This is a genomic window from Candidatus Bathyarchaeia archaeon (assembly GCA_038883335.1).
Classification (GTDB): Archaea; Thermoproteota; Bathyarchaeia; order Hecatellales; family Hecatellaceae; genus JAVZMI01.
In genome coordinates this window covers 21,144-34,490 of sequence record JAVZMI010000011.1, presented here as the reverse complement: position 1 = coordinate 34,490, position 13,347 = coordinate 21,144, and the positions used below count along the sequence as shown (strand labels likewise).

At 48.2% G+C, this 13,347-nt stretch carries 14 protein-coding genes; 8 read left to right on the top strand and 6 right to left on the bottom strand.

Annotated elements, in window-relative coordinates; translation table 11 throughout:
• The coding region (locus tag QXJ75_05965; GenBank protein MEM3737608.1) for a putative RNA uridine N3 methyltransferase at positions 1-272 on the top strand (272 nt) is incomplete at its 5' end.
• A 37-nt stretch (positions 273-309) separates the two neighbouring features.
• Here the strand turns inward: QXJ75_05965 and QXJ75_05960 are convergent.
• Positions 310-1,749, bottom strand: coding sequence for a hypothetical protein (locus QXJ75_05960; GenBank protein MEM3737607.1), 1,440 nt, complete (start codon positions 1,747-1,749; stop codon positions 310-312).
• Positions 1,746-3,323, bottom strand: a complete 1,578-nt coding sequence (locus QXJ75_05955) for an N-6 DNA methylase (GenBank protein MEM3737606.1) — start codon at positions 3,321-3,323, stop codon at positions 1,746-1,748. Before QXJ75_05955 ends, QXJ75_05960 begins: the two co-directional genes overlap by 4 nt.
• Positions 3,324-3,510: 187 nt before the next feature.
• Between QXJ75_05955 and QXJ75_05950 the strand changes: the two genes are divergently transcribed.
• The 5 genes from QXJ75_05950 to QXJ75_05930 are packed head-to-tail and all read left to right on the top strand — an operon-like array spanning position 3,511 to position 6,865.
• On the top strand, positions 3,511-4,509 hold the full coding sequence (locus tag QXJ75_05950) for a 50S ribosomal protein L3 (protein ID MEM3737605.1): 999 nt from the start codon (positions 3,511-3,513) through the stop codon (positions 4,507-4,509).
• 16 nt (positions 4,510-4,525) lie between these two features.
• Positions 4,526-5,362, top strand: coding sequence for a 50S ribosomal protein L4 (gene rpl4p, locus QXJ75_05945; GenBank protein ID MEM3737604.1), 837 nt, complete (start codon positions 4,526-4,528; stop codon positions 5,360-5,362).
• Between the two features lie 13 nt (positions 5,363-5,375).
• Positions 5,376-5,642 carry a 50S ribosomal protein L23 gene (locus QXJ75_05940; protein ID MEM3737603.1) on the top strand — a complete coding sequence of 89 codons (267 nt, stop codon included), beginning with the start codon at positions 5,376-5,378 and terminating at the stop codon, positions 5,640-5,642.
• An 18-nt stretch (positions 5,643-5,660) separates the two neighbouring features.
• Entirely contained in the window at positions 5,661-6,410 is a 750-nt protein-coding gene (locus QXJ75_05935) for a 50S ribosomal protein L2 (GenBank protein ID MEM3737602.1), read from the top strand.
• Positions 6,411-6,463: 53 nt separating this feature from the next.
• Positions 6,464-6,865, top strand: a complete 402-nt coding sequence (locus tag QXJ75_05930; protein ID MEM3737601.1) for a 30S ribosomal protein S19 — start codon at positions 6,464-6,466, stop codon at positions 6,863-6,865.
• A gap of 101 nt (positions 6,866-6,966) precedes the next feature.
• Here the strand turns inward: QXJ75_05930 and purB are convergent, their stop codons facing one another.
• The 4 genes from purB to QXJ75_05910 all read right to left on the bottom strand — a co-directional run bounded on the left by purB (position 6,967) and on the right by QXJ75_05910 (position 11,142).
• Positions 6,967-8,340 carry an adenylosuccinate lyase gene (purB, locus tag QXJ75_05925; GenBank protein ID MEM3737600.1) on the bottom strand — a complete coding sequence of 458 codons (1,374 nt, stop codon included), beginning with the start codon at positions 8,338-8,340 and terminating at the stop codon, positions 6,967-6,969.
• Positions 8,341-8,530: 190 nt separating this feature from the next.
• Positions 8,531-9,019, bottom strand: a complete 489-nt coding sequence (locus QXJ75_05920) for a hypothetical protein (GenBank protein ID MEM3737599.1) — start codon at positions 9,017-9,019, stop codon at positions 8,531-8,533.
• A gap of 194 nt (positions 9,020-9,213) precedes the next feature.
• Complete coding sequence (locus QXJ75_05915) at positions 9,214-10,305, bottom strand: radical SAM protein (GenBank protein ID MEM3737598.1); 1,092 nt, start codon at positions 10,303-10,305, stop codon at positions 9,214-9,216.
• A 153-nt stretch (positions 10,306-10,458) separates the two neighbouring features.
• Positions 10,459-11,142 carry a class I SAM-dependent methyltransferase gene (locus QXJ75_05910; protein ID MEM3737597.1) on the bottom strand — a complete coding sequence of 228 codons (684 nt, stop codon included), beginning with the start codon at positions 11,140-11,142 and terminating at the stop codon, positions 10,459-10,461.
• Positions 11,143-11,345: 203 nt separating this feature from the next.
• Between QXJ75_05910 and prs the strand changes: the two genes are divergently transcribed.
• The gene (gene prs / locus QXJ75_05905) at positions 11,346-12,275 is read left to right on the top strand and encodes a ribose-phosphate diphosphokinase (protein ID MEM3737596.1); all 930 of its coding nucleotides are present in this window, start codon (positions 11,346-11,348) and stop codon (positions 12,273-12,275) included.
• A gap of 29 nt (positions 12,276-12,304) precedes the next feature.
• Positions 12,305-13,345: a THUMP domain-containing protein gene (locus tag QXJ75_05900; protein ID MEM3737595.1), complete on the top strand. Its 1,041-nt coding sequence runs from the start codon at positions 12,305-12,307 to the stop codon at positions 13,343-13,345.
• Positions 13,346-13,347: the final 2 nt, after the last annotated feature.

Here is a 13,347-nt window from a genome sequence, read left to right as displayed (position 1 = left end):
ATTTGAGGGTGGCTACTTCGCGTTGTGGTAGGCTTTTGGGCGAGGTTGCTGGGGGTTTGAGGGCTGATTGGGGTAGGAGTAGGAGTGTGCTAGTGGCTTTTGGTTCGCCTTCGATGGGGTTGGGGGAGATTTTGGGGCAGGAGGGGTTGAGGGTTGAGGATCTGTTCCAGTATACGGTGAATCTTGTAGGTTTTCAGGGGGTGGAGACTGTCAGGACTGAGGAGGCTGTGATGATTGGGCTGGCGCTCCTAAACTTCACCTGCAAAGACTGAGACAGTGGCCTCTTGATCATTTAAGGTTCTGAGAAGTCTAAATCCATTTGTCTAGTGAGGGTTTCTCTTGGTGTTCTCTGGTCGTCTTTAAATTTTGGGTTGGCTTCATCCTAGGTTCTTCTTCACCCCTGACAGCTTCAGGTCTGGCTTCCTCGGCTCTGCTAAGCCTCCTCTCCATGAGGGTCTCAGTCATCGTCACCATCTTGCTGACGAATTTTTTAGGTAATCCCAAGAGGCCAGCGATATAGATGTCAATCTTGTTTATCGTTAGCTTTAACTTTTCGAGGTTTGACTTTTTATCAGCCCCACCAAGGCTTCTAGACTTGCTCTCCAATTCATCGAAAAGCTCGACTAACTCTTGAATTTGTCTTTTAGACAACTTGCGCACATCTAACAAGGGCATCTCTTCTGTTTGCTTGATATCTAATGCTATTGGACCAGCCCCACCAGCTGCTCTTCCAGAGGTCTCGATGTAAAACCTAGCAAAAGTTGAATTAAGATATGCGACTAATGCTTTTAGTTGTTTTTTATCTAGCCCAACTTTCTGGATTAAAGATATGAAATCGGCATCTAGAGCGGTATTGAACTCTGATAAATTAAAACGGCGCAAATACCTTGCATAGTAGGGAGTAAATATCGGCGCGTTTATCACTCTACCTAGGTCGTACCATCCAAAGAATCCCGCTTTCCGATTTCTTTCCCTCTCCTGACATGAGAGGGCTTCATCGCAATGTTTAGGCTTTTCGCCAGCCTTCTTTGAAGGTCGAAGTGTGCACTGTGTTTCGCCCCATCTAATATACTCTACGACCGGTTTCGGCAGATCTATCCTAGGCTTGTGGCAAAGAAAAACGTAGCAAAGCTTTCCATCATCCTTTAACGACTCCCAGTCCTTTTCAGTAAACGTAAAGTTCCTAGCGTATCTGGGGCTGACCAGTACAGGATGGACGAACTCCTTCAATCCCCAATGATCCACAGCATCCTTGTTTAGGTAAAAGAAGCTATTAGCACCCGTATCAGGTCTACGCCCGTTCTCAATAGCCCAAACCATCCATTTCACATTGCCTCTATAAGCCTCAAAAATCTCGTTCGTCTTGACAATGTGACGGGCCTTCCTTATACGCTCTAATAGTTCACTGGTGTCAAATATTAGGTTAACCCATTTCTCATCTCTAGGTATCTCTCCCTGCCTCACCACTCTGACAAGCATTTTGCCCTCATACTTCCTTGGCCTCTCGATGATCTCCAGTAACTCCTCCACCTTGGCCTCTTCATTTGCGTAGACCAGAACGGTCTCGTTATCTTCTCTACTACTCCTATCTGTCTCCTTCTCCAAAAATAGAACGAGAGTTCCGATTAGAGGAATGCTGAAAAGCCTACTTGAGAAATCAACCACAGCTTTCACTTTATAGTTATCTAATAGAAACTTCGCGAAATCCCGCCCATAATCGGCTTGAAGCCAACTGTTAGAGATAATCATCCCAAGTCTGCCATTAGGCTTAAGTTGGTTCCGTGAATTATGAAGTGTATATAGATTCCGGGTTCAATGCCCTGAGAAACTCTAGCAGTCAAGTGATACCTCCGCAATGCATCCCCAATCTTACTTGTAATGGCTTTCTTAGTAGGCTCAGGTATCTCTGTCCACCTTGTATATGGCGGATTGGCCACAACCGCGTCAACTTGCGGAATAAAGATTTCACGCCTAACCTCACCCGCAGGGGTCCTAACTGCATATGGACACAGAACCGACTCCTTAGGGTGACGATGAAAAAAGTCGGTGCGGATAACATTCATCTCACTGGTAGGCGATTTAATATCCCTCATGGCTAGGTTCATAGCTGTTAAATGGGTTGGAAACGGGTTGACGTCGAAGGCATATAATTGCCTGAGGGTCTCCTCATGCAAATTCCCCCTTTTCGTTCTACCCTTAAGCTCTCTCAAAACTTTGTAAGCCTTAATAAGAAAAGTACCGCTTCCACATCCTGGATCTAAAACCTTATCGTCTGGGCTTCGTATAGCCCATCTTGTTATCAGTTCAGCTATTTGCGGTGGAGTGTAAAATTGGCCAAGTTGGTGTCTTTCCACCTCAGGGATGAGTGTCTCATATATGAAACCTACGACATCTGACTCAATCTCCTCAAGCCTGTAAGTATCCATATCTCCAATGAAAGTATTGACTTCCTCTAACACGTACTCGTCATCCGGCAACGGTATAAGATCATAAAATCCAGCGAAAAATATAGGCTCAAAATCTTTAGTCTCCTCGACAGCCCTAGTAAAGAAGCTATTTAATGTCTTGACATACTGTGAACCATTCGGTGTTGAAATAGGACTTAGCTTAATAAGCCCGTAATGCCTCTCCAGAATCTTGTAGAAAATTATCTTATTCATGAGAATATAAGCGGCCTCTCTGGCCAGCACCTCAGGGGTTGTTTCGCCGGCTTCCTTTCTCAACTCTTCAAACTTGGAGATAAACTCCTTATCTCTGGTAAGCTTCTCTTTGATTACTCGTTTTAGGTAGGGTGCAAGCCACTCAACGAAACTTCTAAGCCTAATTATAAACGTCCAGTCAACCGGTGTGCGTGGGATAACTATGCCTGCATGCCATTCCACAATAACTTTGAGGATCTCCTCGACCGCTTCCTCCCTAAGTTGGATGTCCTTCACGAGAAGACGATGCCTATCTATCCTGAAAGGTTCACCTCTCTCAGGCATAGTGAATAATGCGAACACCTTCCCATTAGTCGTCGCGAAAAGCGGGGCGCCAGAATTTACTGCATAAAGCTTAGCCTGATCTATCACCTTACTACTTAACGGGTCAAAGTCTCGACGCTCCACATAGGCCCTAGCAGCCTCTAACTTCCTCTTGCACTCAATGATCGCCAGAGGTCGTCTAGAGTCTAAGAGAACAGCCAAATCAGCCCTTCCGGAGTTAACTGGATATTGCGTCTCAACATTCTCAAGCCTTACACCCTCGATCACATAACCATGCTTATCGAGGACATTCTTTATTAGACGGTAAAACTCACTCTCCACTTTAGCCTCTCGACTCAACCTTCCCCGTTCTCCACCAAGAGAAAGCCTTCTCCTCTTACATAGCACTTTTCACGTCTAAAATAATTTCGACACTAAAAGCCAGATTCCAGTTTGGAAATAACTAAAAAGTTCCCTCAGGTAGAAATAATGCTTAAATAAAGATGTTTAGATGTTGTTGTGTTACGTTACATAGATGTGAGGGTTTATGGGGCATAGGAAGAAACACGCCCCACATAGGGGCTCACTAGCCTTCAGGCCGAGGGGGCGCGCCGCAAGCCTAATAGCCACGCCACGCTACTGGCCCCAAACAGCTGAACCCAAGCTACTGGGCTTCGCAGGCTATAAGGCAGGCATGTCCCACGCATTCATCCTAGAAGACAACCCAACCTCCCCAAACTACGGCCGCGAAATCTTCACCCCAGTCACAATAGTCGAAACCCCACCCCTCACAATCATCGCCCTCCGAGCCTATGAGACCACAACCAACGGCCTAAAAACCCTAGGCGAAGCCTGGGCAAAAACCTTACCTAAACACCTAACCCGAACCCTCAAACCGCCCCCAAACCCCAACCCCGAAGAAGACCTGAAGACACTCGAAGCCAAACTCGACCAAACAGCCACAATCCGAGCCATAGCAGCCACAAACCCGCACAAAGCCGGACTCCACAAGAAGAAACCCGAAGTCTTCGAGGTAGCCATAGGCGGAAATACGCCGAAAGACCAACTAGAATACGGAAAAACCATACTCGGCAAAGAGATAGATGTAACCTCATTCGTGAAGGAAGGCCAATGCATAGACGTAGCTGCGGTAACAAAAGGTAAAGGATTCCAAGGCCCAGTCAAACGGTTCGGAGTCCGAATCCTCCAAGACAAATCACGAAAACACGTCCGAAGCGTCGGGTGCATAGGCCCATGGCACCCAGCCTCCGTAACATACACAGTAGCCAGAGCAGGCCAGATGGGCTACGCTAGAAGAGTCGAACTGAATAAGAGAGTTCTCAAAATCGGCACAACCCCCGCCGAGGCAAACCCAAGAGAGGGATTCAACCGCTACGGCATACTCAAAGGACACTACCTACTACTAAAAGGCAGCATCCCCGGAACCCCCAAACGCCTAATAATATTACGCCAACCAGCCAGACCACACGCACAACCCAAACCACCAACCATCACACTCTTCCCACCAGAGGTAGCAGCCAGATAGCATAGAGGTATAAACCATGACAGCCCACCCCTCAGAGCAAACTCAAACAACTCCTGACCCCACACACACAGTACCAGTCTACACCCTCGAAGGGAAACCAAACAAGAAACTAACCCTACCACCCATATTCCAAACCCCAATAAGACCTGACCTGATCAAGAGAGCAGTACTCGCAGTCCAATCAACCCGCCTCCAACCAAAAGGCCGCGACCCACGAGCTGGGAAGAAAAGCTCAGCCGTCTCCCGAGGCGTAGGCCTCGGCATAGCACGCGTCCCAAGAATCAAAGGCCAAGGCTACCCGAAAGCCGGCCAAGCCGCAATGATCCACAGCGCAGTCGGAGGAAGACTAGCCCACCCGCCCAAAACCGCCAAGATAATACTCAAACGGATAAACAAGAAAGAGAGACATCTCGCCATAAGGTCAGCCATCGCAGCCACTGCAAACACAGACGCCGCCACCAAAAGGGGACATAGACTAGGCACAATAGATACCCTTCCACTCATTGTTGAGGACGAGATAGAGAGAGTAAAAACCACCAACGCCATATGTAAAGCCATTGAGTCCCTTGGACTGGCCGACGAACTGGAGAGGCTCAGAGAGAGTAGTACAAGGATCCGTGCCGGAAGAGGTAAGACGAGAGGCAGAAAATATAGAAACCCATGCGGCCCTCTCATAGTGGTCGCCTCAGACCAAGGCATCAGTAAAGCAGCGTCGAACATACCAGGCGTCGAAACTGCTCTGGTGGACAGACTGAACGCTGAACTACTCGCACCCGGAGCCCACCCAGGTAGACTCACGATCTGGAGCGAGTCGGCCATCAAGAGGCTTGAGGAGGAAAACATCTTCAACTGAGGTAGAACAACGAATGACGCATGACCCCCACAAAGTCATCCTTTACCCTCTGATAACAGAAGAGGCTGTAGCTCTAATCGAGGCTGAGAACAAATTGGTCTTCATAGTGGACCTAAAAGCATCTAAAGAAGATGTGAAGAAAGCTGTGGAGAAGCTCTACGAGGTTAAGGTGGAAAAGGTTAACATCCTCATCACCCCCCTAGGCTCTAAGAAAGCCTATGTGAAGCTCACCCCAGAATACCACGCATCCGACATAGCCATAAAACTTGGAATACTATAACTAGAGGGTAGACATGAAATGGGCAAGAAGATCAGAGTTCAAAGGAGAGGTGCAGGAACCCCAACATTCAGGGCTGCAACCCATAAAAGAGTAGCACCGGCTAGATATCCTTTCACTAGCCTAGCCCAGACCGAGACATTGAAGGGTGTAGTATCATGTCTTGTCCACGACCCCGGGAGGGGGGCACCCCTAGCCTTAATTCGCCTAGCTAACGGGACGGATTTCTACAACATAGCCTCAGAGGGTCTCTACGTAGGCAGAGAGATAGAGATAGGCGAGGAGGCAAGCGTAAGTGTTGGAAATATCCTACCCTTGTCAAAAATACCGGAAGGCACAATGGTCTATAACATTGAACGCCTCCCCGGCGATGGGGGACGATTCATCAGATCATCGGGAGGTTACGCAACAGTTATCGCCCACACGCCAGCAGGAATTGCACTCAAACTGAGTTCAGGTAAGACAGTTTATCTGGATGGGAGGTGTCGGGCTACAATCGGTGTGGCAGCGGGGGCTGGGAGAACTGATAAGCCATTTCTTAAGGCTGGGGAGCGGTTCCACCTTATGAGGGCTAAAGGTCACGACTACCCGATAGTGAAGGGTGTCGCTATGATAGCGGCAGTGCATCCCCATGGCGGGGGACGACATAAGACCGGCTCCCTCAAACCGACTACTGTGGCGAGGGGTGCACCCCCTGGGCAGAAGGTGGGGCTTATAGCTGCACGGCAGACCGGAAGAGCTGAGAAGAGCAAGAAAGCAATGGTCGCTTGATTGGACGAGTAAACTTAAATAAAGCTGTTTGAGTGGAATAGGTAAGTGGGACCTTGCCGAAGGAGTTCCTCTACAGGGGCTATAGCATCGCCCAACTTGAAAGGATGTCGATGGATGACTTCGTTAGCCTTCTCCCTTCAAAGTACAAGAGGAAACTGACACGTGGATTACCCCCGGAGCATAGGAAACTTCTCGAGACTATACGATCGATGAGAAAGAGCGGCAAGCCGCAGAGTGCGCCCATAGAAACTCATGCACGTGATATGCTAATACTTCCTGAGATGATCGGTGTCAACATCGCCGTCCACAACGGGAAGGAGTTTGTGAATGTAACTATTACCCCTGAGATGGTAGGTCATCTCCTAGGCGAGTTCGTTATAACCAATAAGAAGGTTGTACATGGGAACCCGGGCATTGGAGCCAGCCGGAGTTCAATGTATGTTCCTTTGAAGTAGGCTGGACGAGGTTGCCAACAGAGTTATTAACACCTTTTTGCGCCGCTTGGGTTGACTCTGGATGCGTATTGGAAGAGGTTGCACCCGTGTTGTGGGCTCTCTCACGGCATGGAGCTTGACAGCCTAGTCATCTGTGACTCTGCGGTTTTTACAGCCCTCTCAATCTGTTCTAGGGTGGTTCCTAGGTAGTTCTCAGGATTGAGCGCGTCTTCGACTTCCTCTTCACGCATGTACCGCCTTACGTTAGGATCTTTGACCAGAACTTCTTTGAAACTCTTATTCTCAACTAGGCTATTCATTGCCAGCTTTCTCACAAGTTCATGGGCTTCTTGGCGATCCATTCCTTTCCTTGTAAGCGCTAGCATTAAAGCTTCTGACATGAAACGCCCCTGCGTGAGCTCCATATTCTGCCGCATCCTCTCTTCATTAACTCTGAGAGTTGAGAGTATCCGCACCATTAATGCCAGCATGTAGTCTAGGAGTATGAAGGCGGTGGGTATGATGATCCGTTCGGATGAGGACTGGGTTAAGTCTCTCTCATGCCAGGTTGGAATGTTCTCTAGTGCAGGAATTACTAAGCCCCGCACTGTCTTGGCTAAGCCACACACTCGCTCAGAGAAGATTGGGTTGACTTTATGGGGCATCGTGGAACTCCCCACCTGTGACTCGACATCGAAGGCTTCCTGGAGTTCTCCAATCTCAGGTCTCTGAAGTTCTCTAATCTCGGTAGCGAATTTCTCTAGCGTGGACGCTATGAGGGCAAATAGACAGATCAGCTCCCCGTAACGGTCTCGTTGGATTATTTGCGTTGAGACCTCCACGGGTTTTAGACCCAGCCGCTCCATGACCAGATGCTGTATCTCAACCCCCCTAGCGCCCATTCCTGCCTGAGTCCCTACGGCGCCTGTCATTTTTCCAACTAAAACCCTTCTCCTACACTCCATCAGCCTCTCCAAGTGGCGGGAGACTTCCATCATCCAGACTGCAAACTTCAAGCCGAGAGTTATCGGCAGTGCATGTTGACCGTGAGTTCGCCCCACCATGATGGTCTTGGCATATTTCCTAGAAGCCTCCAATAATACACCTTCAAGTCTGATGAGCTTATCTTGGATAAGTGTAAGTGCCTCCTTGAACTGGAGCGCTGTAGCAGTATCGTTAACGTCATTACTAGTGGCTCCTAGGTGGACGTAACCCCCACTCTTGCCGCTTGCCTCAGCCAAAGCTCTGACCACAGCCATAACATCATGTTGAATTATTCCCTCGATCTCCTTCACTCTGCTGGGTTTGACATATTTAACGGAAGCCTTCCCCATGATCACCTCTGCGTCGGCTTGGGGGATTAGCCCCACTTCAGCTTGAGCCCAGGCGAGGGCGGCCTCCACGTCGAGCATCCTCTGGAGGCGATTCTCCTCTTCGAAGATCCTTAGCATCTCAGGCGTCCCGTAACGCCCCGTATCTATGGGTAGGATAGGCATCTCAACCCCCCAAAATCAACTTCACATAGATTCTATTGAGCCACACAAACCTAAAGCTCTATCTATTACCCGACAAAGGGCGGCAAATATATCGAAAACATGTGCATATTAAAAATAAAACTGTCAGAGACGATAGGTTAATGCTACATTTCGCCGAGGACCCTCATACGAAGGTGTTAGCGAATTGAATTCAGCTAAGATTTATCTTCACACTCTCATCTAAGTCTCGACCGTTTCTTCCTTCCACCCACAGGAACGTCGTCGAGGCTAAGGCGACCCCTTTTACCTGTAATGTGACCTCACCCCTTGATCTAAGTTTCGACAGTGCGTCCCCTGAGAGAGTGAAATCTCCCTCAAACTGGATGCGCTCTCCAGGGTAGAGAACTTTCTCTTGATCGTCAATAGGCCCCAAATAGAATTCGTCACACCATATCTGCATGTCGGTAAGGGATAGCTCTACGGTGCAGAAGGAGGGATTCTCCGCCCCCAACGTTATACGGTAGAGTTCCCTAGGCGGATTCTCCAATCGACCTAGAAACGCGACGCTACTTATTTCAACTTCACGCGTGGCTTGATCACCAGTCTGAGCGACACTCTCTGTGCCATAAAAATGAAGACCGACCATGACAACATGTAAGACTAGGAGGTAAATGAACGTAGCAGTCCAGCGTCTACGCATAAAACTTAACCCTTTAACTCCAATAATTGGTCTGTTGCTTAAAATTTTTTACCTAAATCGCAGACGCATGATAAACTTGACCGCTCTTCTCCCTAGAAGAGGCAACTCATGTTCCGTCCACCTTACTCGCAAACAACTCGTTGCCTTCAAACATATCTTTAATACTCATTCGCTTTCACACCCGATTTTTGCACTTACGCTAGGTTCGTTAAACCCAGATCCCTAGCATAGTGTATTACAGTCTGATACTCTTTGGCGGTTACTCGCCGACGTAGCTCAGAGGCTTCGAATGCCCTCCATTCTGGGCGGTACTGATCCATGATGTTAATTCGAGTCTCGGGGTTTAGGTTTTCAGCAATCCAATCCAAAATGGGTTTGGCGCAACATTCAATATGCCCAGGGAGTAGGAGTATTCTAATGATTAGTTCGCCGTAGCGCTTGGCGTATAGATGATTCCGTTGGCAGACCTCCACGTAACGGGGGGCGCTGGATATTCTAATCGCACACTCATTATTACCATACTTGAAGTCTAGCAGGTATATGTCTGCGAATCCTGCTAAAAGTTGCGCAGCTTCCTCACTGTAGTAGGAGTTGCTATTCCAGACAACTGGAATGTTAACTTTCACGTGTGTGAACGTTTCCAGCCAGTGCTTCAGCCACGGCGTAGGATCTCCCCCTACAAGGTTTGCGTTCCGGCAACCGCGGGCTTTAAGCCTTTCAATAACCCAAGCCAGCTTTTCAGGAGAGTAGATCTCCCCAGCCTCATAGTGCTGAGAGATAGTCCAGTTCTGGCAGTGGATGCATCTCATTGTACATCCGCAGGTGAAAATGGTGCCAGAGGGGACGAGTTCAGCTTCCTCACCCATATGCTCGAAGAAACTGGAAACCTCTATGCCGCTACCACATCGACAGAAACCCACCTCACCCCTCAGCCTATTAACCCTATCCCTCCGCTCGCAGAGGTGGCAGCTGGCCAGTATTCGCTTTCCTATCTTAACCTTCAGGTCTAGGTATGACCTCCCCGGCTGAGGCGCCCCTACGACAGCTCTCTCCTCCTCGTCTATGCGTCGCTCCAGTTCGTAGTAACGCTCAGTTAACTTATGGTGAAGCTCCCAGAGATCCTCGATAGACTCCTCTCCGCTGAACTCTGCGGCAAGGCTTTTTGCTATTAGAAACTTTGAGAGCCTTTTGCCTTGAAGTATACCGAAGTATCTAGAGAGGCTGCGCTTGCATCTCTCATCTTTGAGGATGGTTAGGGCATCCGGGCGGAAGACTTCCCACGCCAAAATGTCGAGCCACCGATAGAAAATATCACATGATGAGGCTTAAGAATTTTGATTACAGCTCCGTAGAGCAGGATTGATTCAGACGATAAGACCTAAAATCGCAGTGGGAGTTACGACGTATATGATCTTTGGGCTTGCAATTGTAATATGGATTCAATTTGAGTTAAACTGTTTTATACATACAAGATGTTCAGAAAGATTAGCGTTCATGTGCAGAAGGGCTTCACTAAAATCTGCTATTAAAAAGAAGACCGCGTTTAAAAATTTGAATGCTAAATTGCGAGGGTTCTCCATCCTTACATTATCCCTAGCAATCTTTAAAGGGGTATGCCTTATGAACTTTAATCCTGCACAGCCGACAACTTTATACCCGTATTTATGAAAGTCAGCTGCTACCCAGCCGCTTCTGTGTTCTTGGTGAGGATTTCTGTCAAAAATGCTCTGAGGCATATAACCATTAGGGGTGGTTATTATGGAGGCTTTTCTAGCTATCCTATCCAAATCCTCTAGAAAATGGAGACCTTCCTTGGCTGTTAGGTGCTCAATTACCTCCATGCTTACTACAATATCTACAGACTTAGCTTTTAATGGTAAATATCTAGCATCCGCGCATATGTACTCCTCATAGAGCCTGAGATGTTTGGCTTTTCTTATATAGGGAACATACACGTCAATTCCTATCTTGTATCCTTCTGCGCCCAAACATGCTAGTGCAGTATTTATCCCGCAACCTACATCAACTATTATGCTATCTTTAAATTTTTCCAGACAATTCTTAACATAGTAATGGTGTCCTTTGAGGAGGACAGACCTTAACCTTCGATATAAACCATTCATTATCCACCAGACACCTTCTTCATTCTTATAACTTTAACTACCGAAAGACAATACTGACGTAGCCACTGGATTATCGCCAGATTCACCATATTTCTAAAATACTGAACTTCGATGCCGCCTAATTCCAGAGTAAGACCGAACTAAATTTCACTGTGCTAACCCCGTGTATCAAGCATGGCGAACTAAAGTCTAAATCTTCTTCTTTGAAGAAGAGAAATATAGGTAGAGAAAGCTCCATCTGTGGGGGAATCCGCCTGATAATTGTTCCTGGACCGGCTTCGAGATATCTCGGCTTGAGGGTCGCCGAGCTGTTGGGAGTGAGAACTGTGGAAGTTGAGTCAAAGTTCTTTCCCGACGGCGAAAGCTACGTCCGGTTTAAAGAAGATCCTAAAGGCGCGGATGTGGTAATAGTCCAGTCCACATACCCACCACAGGACACACACCTCCTCCAGCTGCTGCTTCTATCAGATACCGCGCTCAGGCTCGGCGCTGAGACAGTCACAGTGGTGGTTCCCTACCTAGCATACTCACGCCAAGATAGGGATTTTCGCCCATATGAACCTATCAGCATCAGAACAGTTCTAAAACTTATCAAAAGCTGTGGAGTAAGCCGCCTCATAACCTTAAACATCCACGAACCTTCAGTCCTGAAGAATTCTGGTTTGAAGGCAGAGAACCTTTCTGCAGTCCCTAACCTGACAGAGTATCTCGTTAAACTGGGCCTTTCCGGAGCTGTAGCCTTGGCTCCCGACGAGAAAGCCGTGAAGATGGCTATGGAGTTGGCTGAGACATTGAGAGGAGGGTATGGCCGATTTGCTAAGAAGAGGGATAGGCTCACCGGCGAAATAAACATAACCAGTGAACTCCAAGTCGCCGTGGAAGGTAAGGATATAGTCATCGTGGACGATATTATAAGTAGCGGTTCCACTACAGCCGCCGCCGTTAGGGAGCTTAAAGCTCGAGGTGCTAGAAGGGTATATGCTGCTTGCGTACACCCAATCCTCGCCCCAGGAGCATACGAGAAGATCAAGGAGGTTGGGGCTGAGGCAGTCATAGGCACCGACACTATACCAAGCAAAGTCAGCCTAGTCACGGTAGCACCGACCATTGCCCAGGCACTGAGGATTATATAACTTGGCGCGCGCAGCTAAAGTGATTGGGTGTGAGTAAGATCTTCTTCGTCCTTTCCGGCGAACATCCTACACTACCAAAGGCTGAGGTTGAAGCTATACTAAAATCCGAGTCTGCCCCCTACATGGTTGTGGGAGAGGAAACTCAGCTTCTGACATTAGACCTGGACCCAGCAGTAGCTGGAGTAGTTGTAGAGAGGTCAGCCTACGCCCGCCTCTGCTGCAGAGAGATCTTCAGATGCCAAGCTGAAACCTTTGAACAGATAATCAACTCAGCCCATAAGGTTAGCTTCAAAGGCTTCCTAAAGCCGAAGGAGAGCTTTATGGTTAGAGTAAAGAGAATTAGGAGTGACTCGAAGCATATCGACACATCAGCTTTAGAAAGGATGCTTGGAGCCGCAATATGTAGGCAGGTTGAGGGGGCGTGGGTTAGCTTCGAGAGCCCGATGCAAGTCTTCCTCGGCTTTCTTACCGACGGCAACTTTGTCTTCGGGTTGAGGTTATTGGAAGCGGAGGCGAAGAAGTTTTACCACCGAACACCGAGGAGGAAACCCTTCTTCCATCCCTCATCTTTACAGCCCAAGCTGGCGCGGTGCATGGTAAACTTGTCTAGAGCACGGGTTGGGCAGGTTGTGTATGACCCCTTTTGCGGTACAGGTACAGTAATGGTTGAGGCGGGTCTGATGGGCTTTGAGACATTGGGCTCAGACCTAATTGAGAGGATGGTTAAAGGAGCCAAACTGAACCTAAATTCCTTTAAGGTGAAAAGTTACCACCTGCTGGTTAGTGACGCCTTGAACCCACCGATTCACAGTGTGGACTCAGTCGTTACAGATCCACCTTATGGACGGTCTGCCACAACAAGGGGGCTCACCACAGCATCCATAGTGGAGGCATTCCTCTCCAAGGCAGACAGCCTATTAACTAAAGGTGGTATTATATGTATGGCATCCCCCAAAACAGTCAACATTGCCAGCATTGGAGAGAGACTCGGTTTCAAGGTTATAGAGGCACACCAGATTCGCGTTCATAGAAGCCTAACGAGGGAGATTGTGGTATTGGCGAGGAGGTGAAC